General features: G+C 38.4%; 13 protein-coding genes, 1 rRNA gene and 1 riboswitch. Of the genes, 1 reads left to right on the top strand and 13 read right to left on the bottom strand.

The window, feature by feature from the left end; genetic code table 11:
* Positions 1-30: 30 nt before the first annotated feature.
* The 12 genes from purD to purE form a co-directional block, all read right to left on the bottom strand.
* Complete coding sequence (gene purD, locus AC1Q8N_RS24800; protein ID WP_061672126.1) at positions 31-1,302, bottom strand: phosphoribosylamine--glycine ligase; 1,272 nt, start codon at positions 1,300-1,302, stop codon at positions 31-33.
* 221 nt (positions 1,303-1,523) lie between these two features.
* Entirely contained in the window at positions 1,524-3,059 is a 1,536-nt protein-coding gene (gene purH, locus AC1Q8N_RS24795; RefSeq protein WP_000745432.1) for a bifunctional phosphoribosylaminoimidazolecarboxamide formyltransferase/IMP cyclohydrolase, read from the bottom strand.
* Between the two features lie 24 nt (positions 3,060-3,083).
* Positions 3,084-3,671: a phosphoribosylglycinamide formyltransferase gene (gene purN / locus AC1Q8N_RS24790; protein WP_000088584.1), complete on the bottom strand. Its 588-nt coding sequence runs from the start codon at positions 3,669-3,671 to the stop codon at positions 3,084-3,086.
* The gene (gene purM, locus AC1Q8N_RS24785) at positions 3,668-4,708 is read right to left on the bottom strand and encodes a phosphoribosylformylglycinamidine cyclo-ligase (RefSeq protein ID WP_098847475.1); all 1,041 of its coding nucleotides are present in this window, start codon (positions 4,706-4,708) and stop codon (positions 3,668-3,670) included. Before purM ends, purN begins: the two co-directional genes overlap by 4 nt.
* A 101-nt stretch (positions 4,709-4,809) precedes the next feature.
* The gene (purF, locus tag AC1Q8N_RS24780; protein WP_000879030.1) at positions 4,810-6,225 is read right to left on the bottom strand and encodes an amidophosphoribosyltransferase; all 1,416 of its coding nucleotides are present in this window, start codon (positions 6,223-6,225) and stop codon (positions 4,810-4,812) included.
* Entirely contained in the window at positions 6,210-8,429 is a 2,220-nt protein-coding gene (gene purL, locus AC1Q8N_RS24775) for a phosphoribosylformylglycinamidine synthase II (protein WP_046958904.1), read from the bottom strand. Before purL ends, purF begins: the two co-directional genes overlap by 16 nt.
* Positions 8,413-9,096: a phosphoribosylformylglycinamidine synthase subunit PurQ gene (gene purQ / locus AC1Q8N_RS24770; protein ID WP_000666772.1), complete on the bottom strand. Its 684-nt coding sequence runs from the start codon at positions 9,094-9,096 to the stop codon at positions 8,413-8,415. The genes purL and purQ overlap by 17 nt, the downstream gene beginning before the upstream one ends.
* Positions 9,093-9,347: a phosphoribosylformylglycinamidine synthase subunit PurS gene (purS, locus tag AC1Q8N_RS24765; RefSeq protein WP_000278821.1), complete on the bottom strand. Its 255-nt coding sequence runs from the start codon at positions 9,345-9,347 to the stop codon at positions 9,093-9,095. The genes purQ and purS overlap by 4 nt, the downstream gene beginning before the upstream one ends.
* A complete protein-coding gene (gene purC / locus AC1Q8N_RS24760) occupies positions 9,340-10,059 on the bottom strand; it encodes a phosphoribosylaminoimidazolesuccinocarboxamide synthase (RefSeq protein WP_097907344.1) in 720 nt (239 codons plus the stop codon). Before purC ends, purS begins: the two co-directional genes overlap by 8 nt.
* Positions 10,060-10,147: 88 nt before the next feature.
* Positions 10,148-11,455, bottom strand: a complete 1,308-nt coding sequence (gene purB / locus AC1Q8N_RS24755; RefSeq protein WP_000625686.1) for an adenylosuccinate lyase — start codon at positions 11,453-11,455, stop codon at positions 10,148-10,150.
* Positions 11,452-12,603 carry a 5-(carboxyamino)imidazole ribonucleotide synthase gene (gene purK / locus AC1Q8N_RS24750; RefSeq protein ID WP_048542068.1) on the bottom strand — a complete coding sequence of 384 codons (1,152 nt, stop codon included), beginning with the start codon at positions 12,601-12,603 and terminating at the stop codon, positions 11,452-11,454. Before purK ends, purB begins: the two co-directional genes overlap by 4 nt.
* Entirely contained in the window at positions 12,600-13,085 is a 486-nt protein-coding gene (gene purE / locus AC1Q8N_RS24745) for a 5-(carboxyamino)imidazole ribonucleotide mutase (RefSeq protein WP_000839368.1), read from the bottom strand. The genes purK and purE overlap by 4 nt, the downstream gene beginning before the upstream one ends.
* Positions 13,086-13,195: 110 nt before the next feature.
* Positions 13,196-13,297, bottom strand: a riboswitch (purine riboswitch).
* 268 nt (positions 13,298-13,565) lie between these two features.
* Between purE and AC1Q8N_RS24740 the strand changes: the two genes are divergently transcribed.
* Positions 13,566-13,832 carry a hypothetical protein gene (locus tag AC1Q8N_RS24740; RefSeq protein WP_098078360.1) on the top strand — a complete coding sequence of 89 codons (267 nt, stop codon included), beginning with the start codon at positions 13,566-13,568 and terminating at the stop codon, positions 13,830-13,832.
* 43 nt (positions 13,833-13,875) lie between these two features.
* On the opposite strand, the gene rrf is transcribed toward AC1Q8N_RS24740, so the two are convergent.
* Positions 13,876-13,991: ribosomal RNA gene (rrf, locus tag AC1Q8N_RS24735) — 5S ribosomal RNA — on the bottom strand.
* Positions 13,992-14,103: the final 112 nt, after the last annotated feature.

The raw sequence follows: 14,103 nt of genomic DNA, 5'->3' as shown, positions 1-14,103 counted from the left end.
CCGCTGAGAAATCAGCGGGATTTTTACATATTAGCTTCTCGTCATCTCATGACCAATTGCACGATATCCTATATCACTTCGATAAAATAGACCATCACTCTCAATTTTACCAATTGCTTTATACACCTTATCTTTCGCTGCTTGTAAACTGTCCGCCTTACAAGTAACAAATAGTACACGGCCACCATTTGTTACAAAGTCACCGTGCTTCATAGCTGTGCCTGAATGGAAAACAATTACATCTTGCAATGTGTCTAATCCGTTAATAATTTCACCTTTTTTATATGCTTCCGGATACCCTTTCGAAGCAAGTACAACACCAATTACCGCTTCCTCTGACCACTGTAACGTTAATTCACTTTCATCTAATACAGCGTTACATACATCAACTAAATCATTTTCTAAGCGAGGTAATACTACTTCCGTTTCAGGATCACCAAAGCGTGCATTAAATTCAATTACCTTTGGGCCATCATTTGTTAAAATAAGTCCCGCATATAAAATTCCTGTAAACGAACGGTTTTCTGCAATCATCGCCTTGGCAGTTGGATGTAATACCATTTTTATTGCCTCTTGAACTGCTGATCCTGGAATTTGTGGTACGGGAGAATACGCACCCATTCCGCCTGTATTTGGACCTTTATCACCATCAAAAGCTCGTTTATGATCTTGCGCAATTACCATCGGATGCACAGTTGTTCCATTTACAAATGCCATTAATGAAAATTCTTGTCCATCTAAAAACTCTTCAATAACGACCTTCTTGCTCGCTTCGCCGAACTTCACATCTTGTAGCATCTCTTTCACAGCTTGTAATGCCTCTTCAAGCGTCATTGCTACCGTTACACCTTTACCAGCAGCTAGGCCGTCAGCTTTAATAACGATTGGCGCACCAACTTTTTGAATATACTGTACTGCTTCTTCATAGTCTGTAAAAGTTTCATATGCCGCAGTTGGAATATCATATTTTTTCATCAATTCTTTCGTAAAAGCCTTACTACCTTCAATAACAGCAGCCGCCTTATTTGGGCCAAATACACGAAGTCCCTCTTCTTTAAAGCGATCAACAATTCCATTCATAAGCGGAATTTCTGGTCCAACGAAAGTTAATTCAACCTTATTCTCTTTAGCAAATAAAACTAATGCGTCAAAATCATTTTCATCAATATCAACTGGTGTTGCAACATCGCGCATACCTTCATTACCAGGTGCTACATATACCTTTTCCACCTTTTCAGATTGCACAAACTTCCAAGCTAAAGCATGCTCACGCCCACCGCGGCCAATTACTAAAACATTCATATTTCATCCCCCAATACTTAAATAAGTACAAACTAGAAGCTCTGCTCCTAGTTTGTTTTCATATCAATCAAAGTTTAAAAGGGAGGATCAAGAGAACCGAGCAGGTCGAGGCGCATTTGACTGGAGGACACGGAATGTAGCTTTCCTACATGAGTACCGCACTGGCAATGCAACGACGACATGCGACAGTTATCTTGACCGGACCTTTTAAACATCCTCTACTAGTGTTTGAAATGACGTACGCCAGTGAACACCATCGTAATCCCATACTTATCCGCCACTTTAATAGAATCTTCGTCACGGATTGATCCGCCTGGTTGAATGATTGCTGTAATCCCTGCTCTTGCTGCTTCTTCTACTGTATCTGGCATTGGGAAGAAAGCATCAGATGCAAGTGCGCTACCTTGTGCTTTTTCACCAGCTTGTGTAATTGCGATTTTTGCAGAACCTACACGGTTCATCTGTCCCGCGCCTACACCAACTGTCATGTTATCATTCGCTAAAACAATTGCGTTTGATTTCACATGTTTTACAACTTTCCAAGCTAGTTTTAAATCTTTCCACTCTTGCTCTGATGGTTCACGTTTTGTCGGAATTGAAATTGTACTTTCATCTAATGATAACGTATCTTCCTCTTGAACGAGAAGACCACCTTGTACAGAAGTTAGTTTTTTGCTTGCACTTGTCGCTTTTTCAATATTTACAGTTAGTAGACGTAAGTTTTTCTTACTTTGCAATACTTCTAAAGCTTCTTTTGAGAAAGAAGGTGCAATAATGATTTCTAAGAAAATTTCGTGTAACTTTTCTGCTGTAGCTTTATCAATTTCACGATTTGCTGCAATAATTCCACCAAAGATTGATACTGGGTCTGCTTCATAAGCGCGTGTGTATGCTTCATGAATATCAGTACCCACTCCAACACCACATGGATTCATATGTTTTACTGCTACTACTGCTGGCTCTGTAAATTCTTTTACAATACTAAGTGCTGCATCTGCATCGTTAATATTGTTGTAAGATAATTCTTTACCGTGTAATTGTTCTGCGTATGCAACAGAAGAAGTTACAGCGAATGGTGCTTTATAGAAGGTTGCTTTTTGATGTGGATTTTCTCCATAGCGTAAATCTTGTTTTTTCTCAAATGTCACTGTTAATGTTTCTGGGCTTTCTTCACCCATTTGCTCTGTTAAGTAGTTAGAGATTAACGCATCATATGCCGCTGTATGACGGAATACTTTCGCTGCTAATTTACGTTTTGTTTCTTCTTTTACTTCACCGTTCTCATTCAGTTCTGCTAATACAACATCGTAATCTACTGGATCTACAATTACCGATACAAATTTATGATTTTTCGCAGCAGAGCGAATCATTGTTGGACCACCGATATCAATATTTTCAATTGCATCAGCAAATGTTACATCAGGCTTAGCGATTGTTTCTTTGAATGGGTATAAGTTCACAACAACAAAATCAATTGGCTGCATACCTAATTCATTCATTTGCGCTACATGCGTTTCATTATCGCGAACTGCTAATAGACCACCATGAATGTTTGGATGTAATGTTTTTACGCGGCCATCCATAATTTCTGGGAACCCAGTTACTTCAGAAATACCGATTACTTGTAAGCCATTTTCTTCTAGTAATTTTTTCGTACCACCTGTTGAGATAACTTCGATCCCTTGTTCTAGTAAACCTTTAACAAATTCTACTACTCCTGTTTTATCTGAAACACTTACTAATGCACGCTTTTTCATTTATCCTTCACCCCTGGTTGTATGTTAGTTAACAGTTGGTTCTTTCACAGATTGAACAATTTGATTCACTGTATTTACGTATAATTTATGTTCAACTTGTTGAATTTTCTTTTGTAAGCTTTCCCTCGTATCCCCTTCAGAAACAACCACTGCTTCTTGCGCAATAATTGGACCTGTATCCATACCTGCATCTACATAATGAATTGTTACTCCAGTTACTTTCACACCTGCTTCTAACGCTTGACCGACAGCATCTTTACCAGGAAAACTCGGTAATAGTGACGGATGAATATTAATAATCTTCCCACCATACGCTCCTAATAAAGTCGGCCCAATTAAACGCATATATCCAGCTAAAATAACATAATCAATCTCATACTCTTCTAGCTTCTTTAATATTTCTTTTTCAAATGCTTCTTTTGACTCATATGCTTTCGCTGAAAAGGCGAAACACGGAATATGATGATAATGTGCCCGTCCAACAGCACGTGCTTCTGGTTTATCACATACTAATAAACTAATTTCTGCATCCAATCTTTTTTCTTCTACCGCATTAACGAGAGATTGAAAGTTAGAGCCGCTTCCAGAAGCAAAAACTGCTAATCTACTCATAGTGCCGTGCCCCCATTGAAGGTAACACCAGTTCCTTGTACAGTACGTCCAATAATACGAGCTGTTTCTCCTTGCTCTTCAAGAAGACGAACAATATCTTTTGCCTCTTCTTCCTTCACCGCTACTACCATACCAATACCCATGTTAAAAATATTGAACATTTCTTTCTCTTCTAGTTTTCCCACTTCTTGAAGTAAACTGAAGATCGGTTGAATTTTCCAAGATCCTAATTCAATTTCTGCACCGATTCCTTCTGGTAACATACGTGGAATATTTTCAATGAATCCGCCACCTGTAATATGCGCCATACCGTATACTTCATATTTCTTCAATAGTTCTAAAATAGGTTTGACATAAATTTTCGTTGGTTTTAATAATTCTTCACCAAGAGGTAGTTCTAAGCGTCCGTAAATTCGATCTAAAGATAGTTCTCCATCTTCTAGTAATACTTTTCGTACTAAAGAATAACCATTACTATGAATACCGCTAGATGCTAAGCCAATTAATACTTGACCAGCCTCAATTTTTTCACCTGTTACAATTTTCTTTTTATCAACAATTCCAACTGTAAAACCAGCTAAATCGTATTCTTCCATAGAATACATTCCTGGCATTTCAGCTGTTTCTCCACCAATTAATGCACAACCAGCTTGGCGACAGCCCTCTGATATACCTTTGACGATGTTTTCAATTTTACTAGGTTCAGCTTTACCACAAGCAATATAATCAAGGAAAAAAAGCGGCTCTGCTCCTTGGACAACAATATCATTTACACACATTGCTACTGCATCAATACCAATTGTGTCATGTTTATCTGCCATAAAAGCGAGCATCAATTTTGTTCCCACGCCATCTGTTCCAGATACTAATACAGGTTCTTCTAATGCAAATTTTGATAAATCAAACATACCTCCAAAACCGCCTAGACCGCCTAGTACTTCTTTTCTCATTGTTGTTTGTACGTGTTTTTTCATGCGAGATACCGCTTCATATCCAGCTTCAATATCTACTCCTGCTTGCTTATATGCATTCGCCATCGTTATCTACACCTCGTCTTTTAATTTCTCCCTATTCAGGGCCGGCCATTTTAAGAAAGAAGCTAGCTTCTACATCAAAAGAAGTAGAAGCTTTTTTCTTCTTATTTCATACTTTCTAAAAGCTCTTGCTCATAATCATAAAGAGCTGTTGGATAATCTCCATTGAAGTACGCCATACATAGACCACCGTATTTCCCTTCATATGGACGTCCAATTGCATCTACTAATCCATCTTCACTTAAAAACGTTAAAGAATCTGCTCCGATGATTTGACGGATTTCTTCTATTGAATTATTTGCTGCGATTAATTCTTTTCTCGTTTGAATATCAATGCCATAGAAACATGGATACTTAAGAGGTGGTGAAGCAATTCTTACATGGACTTCTGTCGCTCCAGCCTCGCGAAGCATACGAACAATTCGTTTACTCGTCGTTCCTCTTACGATAGAATCGTCAATCATCACAACTCGTTTTCCTTCAACTACGCCTCTTACTGCTGAAAGCTTCATCTTAACCCCTTGCTCACGCAGTTCTTGAGAAGGTTGAATAAACGTACGTCCAACGTAACGATTTTTAATTAATCCTAACTCATACGGAATTCCTGTCGCCTCCGCGTAACCAATTGCCGCTGAAATACTAGAGTCTGGTACACCAGTAACAACATCAGCTTCAATAGGAGCTTCTGCCGCCAAACGTTTTCCCATGTTTTTACGTGCTGCATGGACGTTAATACCTGCAATATTAGAATCCGGACGTGCAAAGTAAATGTACTCCATACTACAAATTGCATGATCTACTTCATTTGTAAAACGATCTACGTGAATTCCTTCATCATTGATGATTAGTAATTCACCTGGTTCTACATCACGAATATATGTTGCACCTACTACATCGAAAGCACATGTTTCTGATGCTACAACGTAAGCATCTCCCATCTTTCCAATTGAAAGAGGACGGAATCCATTCGGGTCTAGCGCAACGATCATTTCATTTCCAGTTAGTAAAAGATATGCAAACGCACCTTTCACTTTATTTAGAGCCTCTTTTACACTTTCAATTAAAGAATCTTTCGTACTACGTTTAATGAGATGTAAAAGTACCTCTGTATCTGAACTTGTTTGGAAAATACTTCCCTCTGCCTCTAATTCACGACGAAGCATCTTTGCATTAATTAAATTTCCGTTATGAGCTAATGCCATACTATGATCAGAAAAACGGAATAATAATGGTTGAACGTTAGCAACTTCACTTCCGCCAGCTGTCGCATATCGTACGTGTCCAATTGCTGATTTTCCGTTTAAGCCTTCTAGCTCACCTCTTGAAAATACTTCCGATATTAAACCTAACCCCTTGTGACCGACGATTTTCTCACCATTATTTACGACGATGCCTGCGCCCTCTTGTCCACGGTGCTGTAAACTATGCAATCCGTAGTACGAAACTTGTGCTGCATTTTCATGCCCCCAAATTCCGAAAACGCCACATTCTTCATTTAACCCCTTTATTTCAGCAAGCATGGGATTGCCCCTTTCCAAGCCTTTCTCATTTCATCTACATTTGCTGTAAGTAATACTTCATTTTCTTCATTATGAATTGTTACTTCATTTGTATTTGTCACTTCTCCAACTTGAATTGCTTCTACCGCCGTCTCAAACGCTTCTTTATTTTCACGTTTTACAGTTATAACGAAGCGAGATTGTGATTCAGCAAATAATGCCGCTGTTGCTTCTCCGTCTAATTTCACAGTAGCACCTAAACCATTTGCACCAATTGCACTCTCAGTAATTGCAACTGCTAAACCACCTTCTGCAACATCATGAGCAGATTGAACAAGGCCAGCTTGAATTGCTGCTAATACTTGTTTTTGACGTTTTAATTCTACGTCTAGATCGATGCTTGGTGATTGACCGAAAATTTTGCCGTGAATCATTTTCTGTAATTCACTTCCACCAAACTCAGCTTTCGTCTCTCCGATGATATAAACTAAATCGCCAGCTTGCTTAAACTCTTGTGTTGTTACATGTTTTAAATCGTGTACAAGTCCAACCATCCCAACTGTCGGTGTTGGGTATACAGCTTCACCACTACGTTCGTTATACATTGATACGTTTCCGCCGATAACTGGCGTTTGTAATGTGCGACAAGCTTCACTCATACCATCTACTGATTTCTCAATTTGCCAGAAGATTTCTGGTTTTTCTGGATTACCGAAGTTTAAGCAATCTGTAATTGCAAGTGGCTCTCCCCCAGAACATACGATATTACGTGCTGCCTCTGCTACTGCAATTTTACCGCCCACTTCTGGATCTAAATAAATGTAGCGAGAGTTACAATCTGTCGTCATTGCTAATCCTTTTTCTGTACCGCGTACACGTACAACTGCTGCATCTGAACCTGGTGTAACAACTGTGCTTGTGCGAACTTGATAATCATATTGATCATAAACCCACTCTTTACTTGCAATCGTCGGTTGTTGTAATAGAGCGAATAACGTTTCTTTATAATTTTCTACTTTTGGTGTTTCCATTTTCATTGCCTGGAATTCAGCAAAGTATGCTGCTTCTTTTGATGGCTTATGATAAATTGGTGCTTCTTCTGCAAGAGCATCTGCTGGAACTTCAGCTACCTTTTCACCTTTATGGAATAAGCGAAGCATTTTGTCTTCCGTTACTTTCCCCATCGTAACGGCTGCAAGACCATACTTCTCAAATAAATCTACTATTTCTTGCTCTCTACCCTTTTTCACAACGATTAGCATACGTTCTTGTGATTCAGATAGCATCATTTCATATGGTGTCATTCCTGTTTCACGCTGTGGTACATCATCTAAGTACATTTCAATACCCATACCTGCTTTACTTGCCATTTCTGCAGAAGATGATGTTAAACCAGCTGCACCCATATCTTGAATTCCAACAAGTGCATCCGACTGAATAAGTTCTAAGCAAGCTTCAATAAGAAGTTTCTCCATAAATGGATCTCCTACTTGAACTGCTGGACGCTTCGCTTCTGAGCTTTCAGATAACTCTTCAGATGCGAATGTTGCACCGTGAATACCGTCACGACCAGTTGATGCCCCTACGTACATTACTGTATTTCCAGCACCGTGCGCTTGCCCCTTTTTAATATCTTCATGATTAATTAAGCCTACGCACATTGCATTTACAAGTGGATTTCCTTCATAACATGGATCAAACTGTACTTCGCCGCCAACAGTCGGGATGCCGATACAGTTACCGTATCCTGCAATCCCTGCCACTACTTCTTCGAATAAATATTTCACACGTGGTGACTGTAATTCACCGAAGCGAAGTGAGTTTAATAGAGCTACCGGGCGTGCTCCCATAGAGAATACGTCACGGATAATACCACCAACGCCTGTTGCTGCTCCTTGATATGGTTCAATAGCAGAAGGATGGTTATGACTTTCCATTTTAAATACAACCGCTTGATTATCACCGATATCTACAATTCCAGCACCTTCCCCAGGTCCTTGCAGAACGCGCTCACCTGTTGTTGGAAATTTTCGAAGTACTGGTTTTGAATTTTTATAACTGCAATGTTCAGACCACATAACAGAGAATAATCCTGTTTCTGTATAATTTGGCAGACGGCCTAAAATCTTTTCAACCATGGCAAACTCTTCGTCTGTTAGCCCCATTTCCGCATATATGCGCTCTTCTTTAATTTGTGTTGGATTTGGTTCAAGCATTAACGACATATGTTTCCCTCCACTGTTTTAAGATAGATTGAAAGACTTTTAACCCTTCAGCACCGCCAAGTAATTCATCTACAGCACGCTCTGGGTGTGGCATCATACCAAGTACATTTCCTTTTTCATTTACAATACCAGCAATATCTGAAACGCTTCCATTCGGATTTTCTACGTAACGGAATGCGATTTGATTATTCTCTTCTAATTGTTTAAGAGTCTCTTCATCACAATAGTAATTCCCCTCACCATGCGCGATTGGAATATTGATTACTTCATCTTTTTCATATTGTGATGTAAACATCGTTTCATTATTTTCAACACGCAGCTGAACTGTTCGGCACATAAATTTTAAGTTTTCGTTTCTCATTAACGCTCCTGGTAGTAATCCTGATTCAACAAGAATCTGGAATCCATTACATACACCTAAAATCGGCTTTCCTTGCTCAGCAGCTTTTTGCACTGCTTTCATTGCATTCGCGAAGCGAGAAATAGCACCACAACGTAAATAGTCACCGTAAGAGAATCCACCAGGTAGTAAAATTGCATCATATTCATCTAAATTCTCTCTATCGTGCCAAACGTAATCTACTTCTTCACCAAGCTCATCTTTAATTGCATGGAACATATCGACATCACAGTTCGAACCTGGGAATACTATGACTGCAAATTTCACTGTGCGACAACCTCCTCAACTTCATAACGGAAGTCTTCCATTACAACGTTTGTTAATAGTTTTTCACACATCTCTTTTACCTTTGCGTCAAGGTCAGATACTGATTTATCAATTGTTAATTCCATATATTTTCCGATTCGAACGTCTTGTACTTCTGTGAACGAAAGACTATGAAGTGCCCCTTTTACTGCTGTTCCTTGTGGATCTAATACGCTTTCTCTTAACGTTACATATACCTTAACTTTATACATGTGAAATTCCCCCTAAACGTTTTAAAATCTCTTCATAAGCTTCTGTTAAATTTCCAAGGTCACGACGGAATACGTCTTTATCAAATTTTTCATTGCTCGTTTCATCCCATAAACGGCAAGTATCTGGTGAAATTTCATCTGCTAAAATGATTTCTCCTTCATCTGTTATACCAAACTCTAATTTGAAATCTACTAGTCTTACACGACAGCTTGCGAAATGATCAATCAACACTTGATTGATTTGTAGAGCCATATCTCGTAATACGCTTACTTGCTCTGGTGACGCAACGTTTAATACACGAATATGATCTTCCGTTACAAGCGGATCTCCTAAATCATCATCTTTGAAGTAAAATTCTACGATCGGTTCTGCAAGTACAGTTCCCTCTTCCATTCCTAATCGTTTTGAAAGACTTCCTGCAATTACATTTCTTGTGACAACTTCTAGAGGAATAATACTCACTTTTTTAACAAGTTGCTCTGTTTCAGATAACTTCTCTACAAAATGTGTTTTTATTCCTACTTCTTGTAACTTTCTGAACAATAAAGTTGTAATCTCATTGTTCAAACGACCTTTTCCTGTAATCGTCTCTTTTTTCTCCCCATTGAAAGCAGTCGCACTATCTTTGTACTCTACCCAAACCATATCTGCTGATTCTGTACGATAAATTCTTTTTGCCTTACCTTCATACAGCAATTCTAGCTTTTGCATTTCGCAAGCCCCCTGTAGTTTGAAAAATGTGAATAATGTTTTTATAAAGAATGGCACAGAATGACTCTATTCTGTGCCATATGAAATTTTACGCTTCGTTTAACCCAAGGCGTTCAAAGATTGTATCAACGTGTTGCATATGATGCTCATAGTTGAAGCATTCATTAATTTCTTCTTGTGATAACTTGCTCGTAATACGCTCATCAGCTTCTACAAGCTCTTTAAATTGTACTTGTGTTTCCCAAGCTTCCATCGCTTTAGGCTGTACGATATCATAAGCTTCTTCACGTACCATACCTTTGTCGATTAATGTAAGCATTACACGCTGAGAATAAATTAAGCCGTATGTTCTTGTCATATTGCGTTTCATATTCTCTGGGTATACAGTTAAGTTTTTAACGATATTACCGAAACGATTTAACATGTAATTTAATGCGATTGTAGCATCTGGTAAAATTACGCGTTCTGCCGAAGAGTGAGAAATATCACGCTCATGCCATAATGGAACATTCTCATACGCTGTCATCATATAACCGCGGATAACACGAGCTAAACCAGTCATATTTTCTGATCCGATTGGATTACGTTTATGTGGCATTGCAGAAGAGCCTTTTTGGCCTTTTGCAAAAGCCTCTTCAACTTCACGTGTTTCACTCTTTTGTAAACCACGAATCTCAACTGCCATCTTTTCGATAGATGTTGCGATTAGTGCAAGTGTTGACATGTAATGAGCATGGCGATCACGTTGCAATGTTTGTGTTGAAATTGGTGCTGCTTCTAAGCCTAAGTTTTCACAAACATACTTTTCTACGAATGGATCGATATTTGCGTATGTACCAACCGCACCAGATAATTTACCAACGCGAACTGTATCAGCAGCTTGTTTGAAACGCTCTACGTTACGTTTCATTTCTTCATACCAAAGACCAAGTTTTAAACCAAATGTTGTTGGTTCTGCATGAACACCGTGTGTTCTTCCCATCATGATCGTGTATTTATGCTCCTTCGCTTTGTTAGCTAAAATGCTTACAAAGTTTTCTAAGTCTTTTAATATGATTTCATTCGCTTGTTTTAAGATGTAAGATAGCGCTGTATCTACTACGTCTGTAGATGTTAAACCGTAATGAACCCATTTACGTTCCTCACCTAATGTTGGTGTTTCTGATACAGCACGAGTGAATGCAACTACGTCATGACGTGTCTCTTTTTCAATTTCATAAATACGATCAATATCAAATGATGCATGCTCACGGATTTTTTTAACATCTTCTTTTGGAATATCGCCAAGCTCAGCCCATGCTTCACAAGCTAAAATCTCAACTTCTAACCACGCTTTAAATTTGTTCTCTTCCGTCCAAATTGCACCCATTTCTGGGCGTGTATAACGACTAATCATCTTTTTCCCTCCAACAGTTGTTCTTGATGGTCCCAAATATGCAAACTCTTCGCTTTTTCTAGAGCGACTTCAATATTATCATTTAAAATATTAACATGCCCCATTTTTCGCTGCGCTTTTGCTTCTTCTTTTCCATACAAGTGTAAATAGCACCCGGTTAATCTATTCACTTGTCTTAGGACCCCTTCTATATGTTCGCCTAAAATGTTTACCATGACAACTGGTTTTAACAAATTTGTTTCTCCAAGAGGTAAATTACAGATTGCTCGAATATGTTGACCGAATTGACTCGTTTCACATGCATCCTGTGTATAGTGTCCTGAATTGTGAGGTCTTGGCGCTAATTCATTAATGTAAATCTCACCATCAGCTGTAGCAAACATCTCTACCGCTAGTGTTCCCACAAGTTCTAGTTCATCCGCGAGCACTTTTGCATAAGCAATTGCTTTTTGAGAAAGTTCTTCTGTAATGCGAGCTGGAACGATAGATTCATGCAAAATGTTATTTACATGAATATTTTCCGCTACCGGAAATACTTTCGTTTCACCACTTACACTACGAATCACAATAACTGATACTTCTTTTTCAAAAGGCACCCATTTCTCTAAAATACACTCTGCTGCATTCGCAAGCTCTCGCGCTTTATCAACGTCAGCCTCATTTCTTAAAACAACTTGACCTTTCCCATCATATCCGCCTGTCGTCGTTTTCAAGACGGAAGGATATGATAACTCAGTGATTGCCTCAGTGAGCTGATCTTGATTTTGAACTAATCTATACGTTGCTACTGGTAGCCCAGCTTTCTCAATCGCATTCTTTTCTGTAAAACGATTTTGTGTTTTACTTAACAACTGACTGCCTTGCGGTAAGTAAGCATGTTTTTCAAGCCATTGTAAACATCTATAATCAATATTCTCAAATTCATATGTGACAACATCACTAATCTCCGCTAAATGCTGAATTGCTTTTAAATCGTCATATGGTGCAACAATTTCAATATCAGCAACTTGTGCACATGGTGAATTTTTTGTTGGATCTAAAACAGCAATTTTATATCCCATCTCCTTAGCTGCCAATGCCATCATTCTTCCTAGCTGGCCGCCTCCAATAATGCCGATTGTTTTTCCAGGTAAAATGATTCTCGTCATACTAGCTCACTACCTTCGCGCACATCTTTTTTAATTGCTTCTCTTCTCAATTCTAATGCATCATGTATATCATCATGGAACGATCCAAGTATTTGTGCAGCAAGTAAACCAGCATTTGTTGAACCAGCCTTACCAATTGCAACAGTTGCAACTGGAACCCCTCCTGGCATTTGGACGATGGATAATAATGAATCTAAGCCGTTTAACGCTTTTGATTGAACTGGAACTCCGATTACAGGAAGATTCGTCTTCGCCGCAACCATCCCTGGTAAATGCGCTGCTCCACCAGCTCCAGCAATAATAACTTTCAACCCACGTTCACGAGCCGTCTCTGCATATTCAAACATATAATCCGGAGTCCGATGAGCAGATACAACTTTTTTCTCATACGGTATATTTAATTCATCTAAAATGTCACAAGCATATTTCATTGTTTCCCAGTCTGACGTGCTTCCCATTATGACTCCAACTAGTGATTTCATATTAGAATCCCCCCGATTCAAATAAAAAAAGCCTGAAATAGAACAGTTTCTCTTTTACTATGAGAGAAAGTGCTCTACTCAGGCATACGTATCCCTTGTGAATAGAAAAATACCGAGTGACTTTCCCTCATAGTCTAACGAATAACGGTCGTTAGGTAGAGACTTGCAGGCCATATCCCCGCGATTATATGAGGTCTTATATATTATTCTTTCTATGGCTATATTAACAATATTTCATAAACAATGTCAATAAATAATCGAATGTTTTTTTATTACTCACCAATAACGTTCGTGTTTTAGTTATATTCAAAAGAATAATTGTAACTATATGCAAGAAGGATAAGAAATTAGAATTTATATTTCTAGAGATCTATTGTACACATAACGGTTTGTATACTTATTCCGTATGCTTTAATATAAAGCATATCATTTATATTCATTTTATTTATTTTATTTATTTTATTTATAAGGAAGACAATAATGAAAAAACGAACTACACTTTTTTCGTATTTATTCCTTTTTATCGCAGTCTTTGCTGTAATGATTGAATACTTATTTATATCATCCTACTTTTTTGAATATATACTTGTGGTAGAAATAACGTTTCCTATCATAACGATTATTTTAGGAACACTCGGAAAACCTAGAAAACAAAAAATCATTGCTAGTACTTTAAACAGCCTCTATTCCATTCTTTTCACTTCTTTAGCGTCATTCAATTTATGGATTATGACATTTAATAAATAAAAATAAATACAAAAAAACCTAAGTCGAATCGACTTAGGTTTTTGCTTGGCGACGTCCTACTCTCACAGGGACAAGGTCCCAACTACCATCGGCGCTAGAGAGCTTAACTTCCGTGTTCGGTATGGGAACGGGTGTGACCTCTCTGCCATCATCACCAAACTATGAAGGCATATTCCTTCAAAACTAGATAACATTTGCTTCATATTATATGGTTAAGTCCTCGATCTATTAGTATTCGTCAGCTCCACATGTCACCATGCTTCCACCTCGA

This window comes from Bacillus sp. GW823-FHT06B01, from assembly GCF_058952315.1.
This window is presented reverse-complemented; position numbering and strand designations above follow the sequence as displayed.

Bases quoted from the DNA above. Each gene is read 5' to 3' on its own strand.
- purN (WP_000088584.1), bottom strand. From the start codon at position 3,671: ATGAGTAGATTAGCAGTTTTTGCTTCTGGAAGCGGCTCTAACTTTCAA.
- purD (WP_061672126.1), bottom strand. From the start codon at position 1,302: ATGAATGTTTTAGTAATTGGCCGCGGTGGGCGTGAGCATGCTTTAGCT.
- purS (WP_000278821.1), bottom strand. From the start codon at position 9,347: ATGTATAAAGTTAAGGTATATGTAACGTTAAGAGAAAGCGTATTAGAT.
- purL (WP_046958904.1), bottom strand. From the start codon at position 8,429: ATGTCGTTAATGCTTGAACCAAATCCAACACAAATTAAAGAAGAGCGC.
- purC (WP_097907344.1), bottom strand. From the start codon at position 10,059: ATGCAAAAGCTAGAATTGCTGTATGAAGGTAAGGCAAAAAGAATTTAT.
- purF (WP_000879030.1), bottom strand. From the start codon at position 6,225: ATGCTTGCTGAAATAAAGGGGTTAAATGAAGAATGTGGCGTTTTCGGA.
- AC1Q8N_RS24740 (WP_098078360.1), top strand. From the start codon at position 13,566: ATGAAAAAACGAACTACACTTTTTTCGTATTTATTCCTTTTTATCGCA.
- purE (WP_000839368.1), bottom strand. From the start codon at position 13,085: ATGAAATCACTAGTTGGAGTCATAATGGGAAGCACGTCAGACTGGGAA.
- purK (WP_048542068.1), bottom strand. From the start codon at position 12,603: ATGACGAGAATCATTTTACCTGGAAAAACAATCGGCATTATTGGAGGC.
- purM (WP_098847475.1), bottom strand. From the start codon at position 4,708: ATGGCGAATGCATATAAGCAAGCAGGAGTAGATATTGAAGCTGGATAT.
- purH (WP_000745432.1), bottom strand. From the start codon at position 3,059: ATGAAAAAGCGTGCATTAGTAAGTGTTTCAGATAAAACAGGAGTAGTA.
- purB (WP_000625686.1), bottom strand. From the start codon at position 11,455: ATGATTAGTCGTTATACACGCCCAGAAATGGGTGCAATTTGGACGGAA.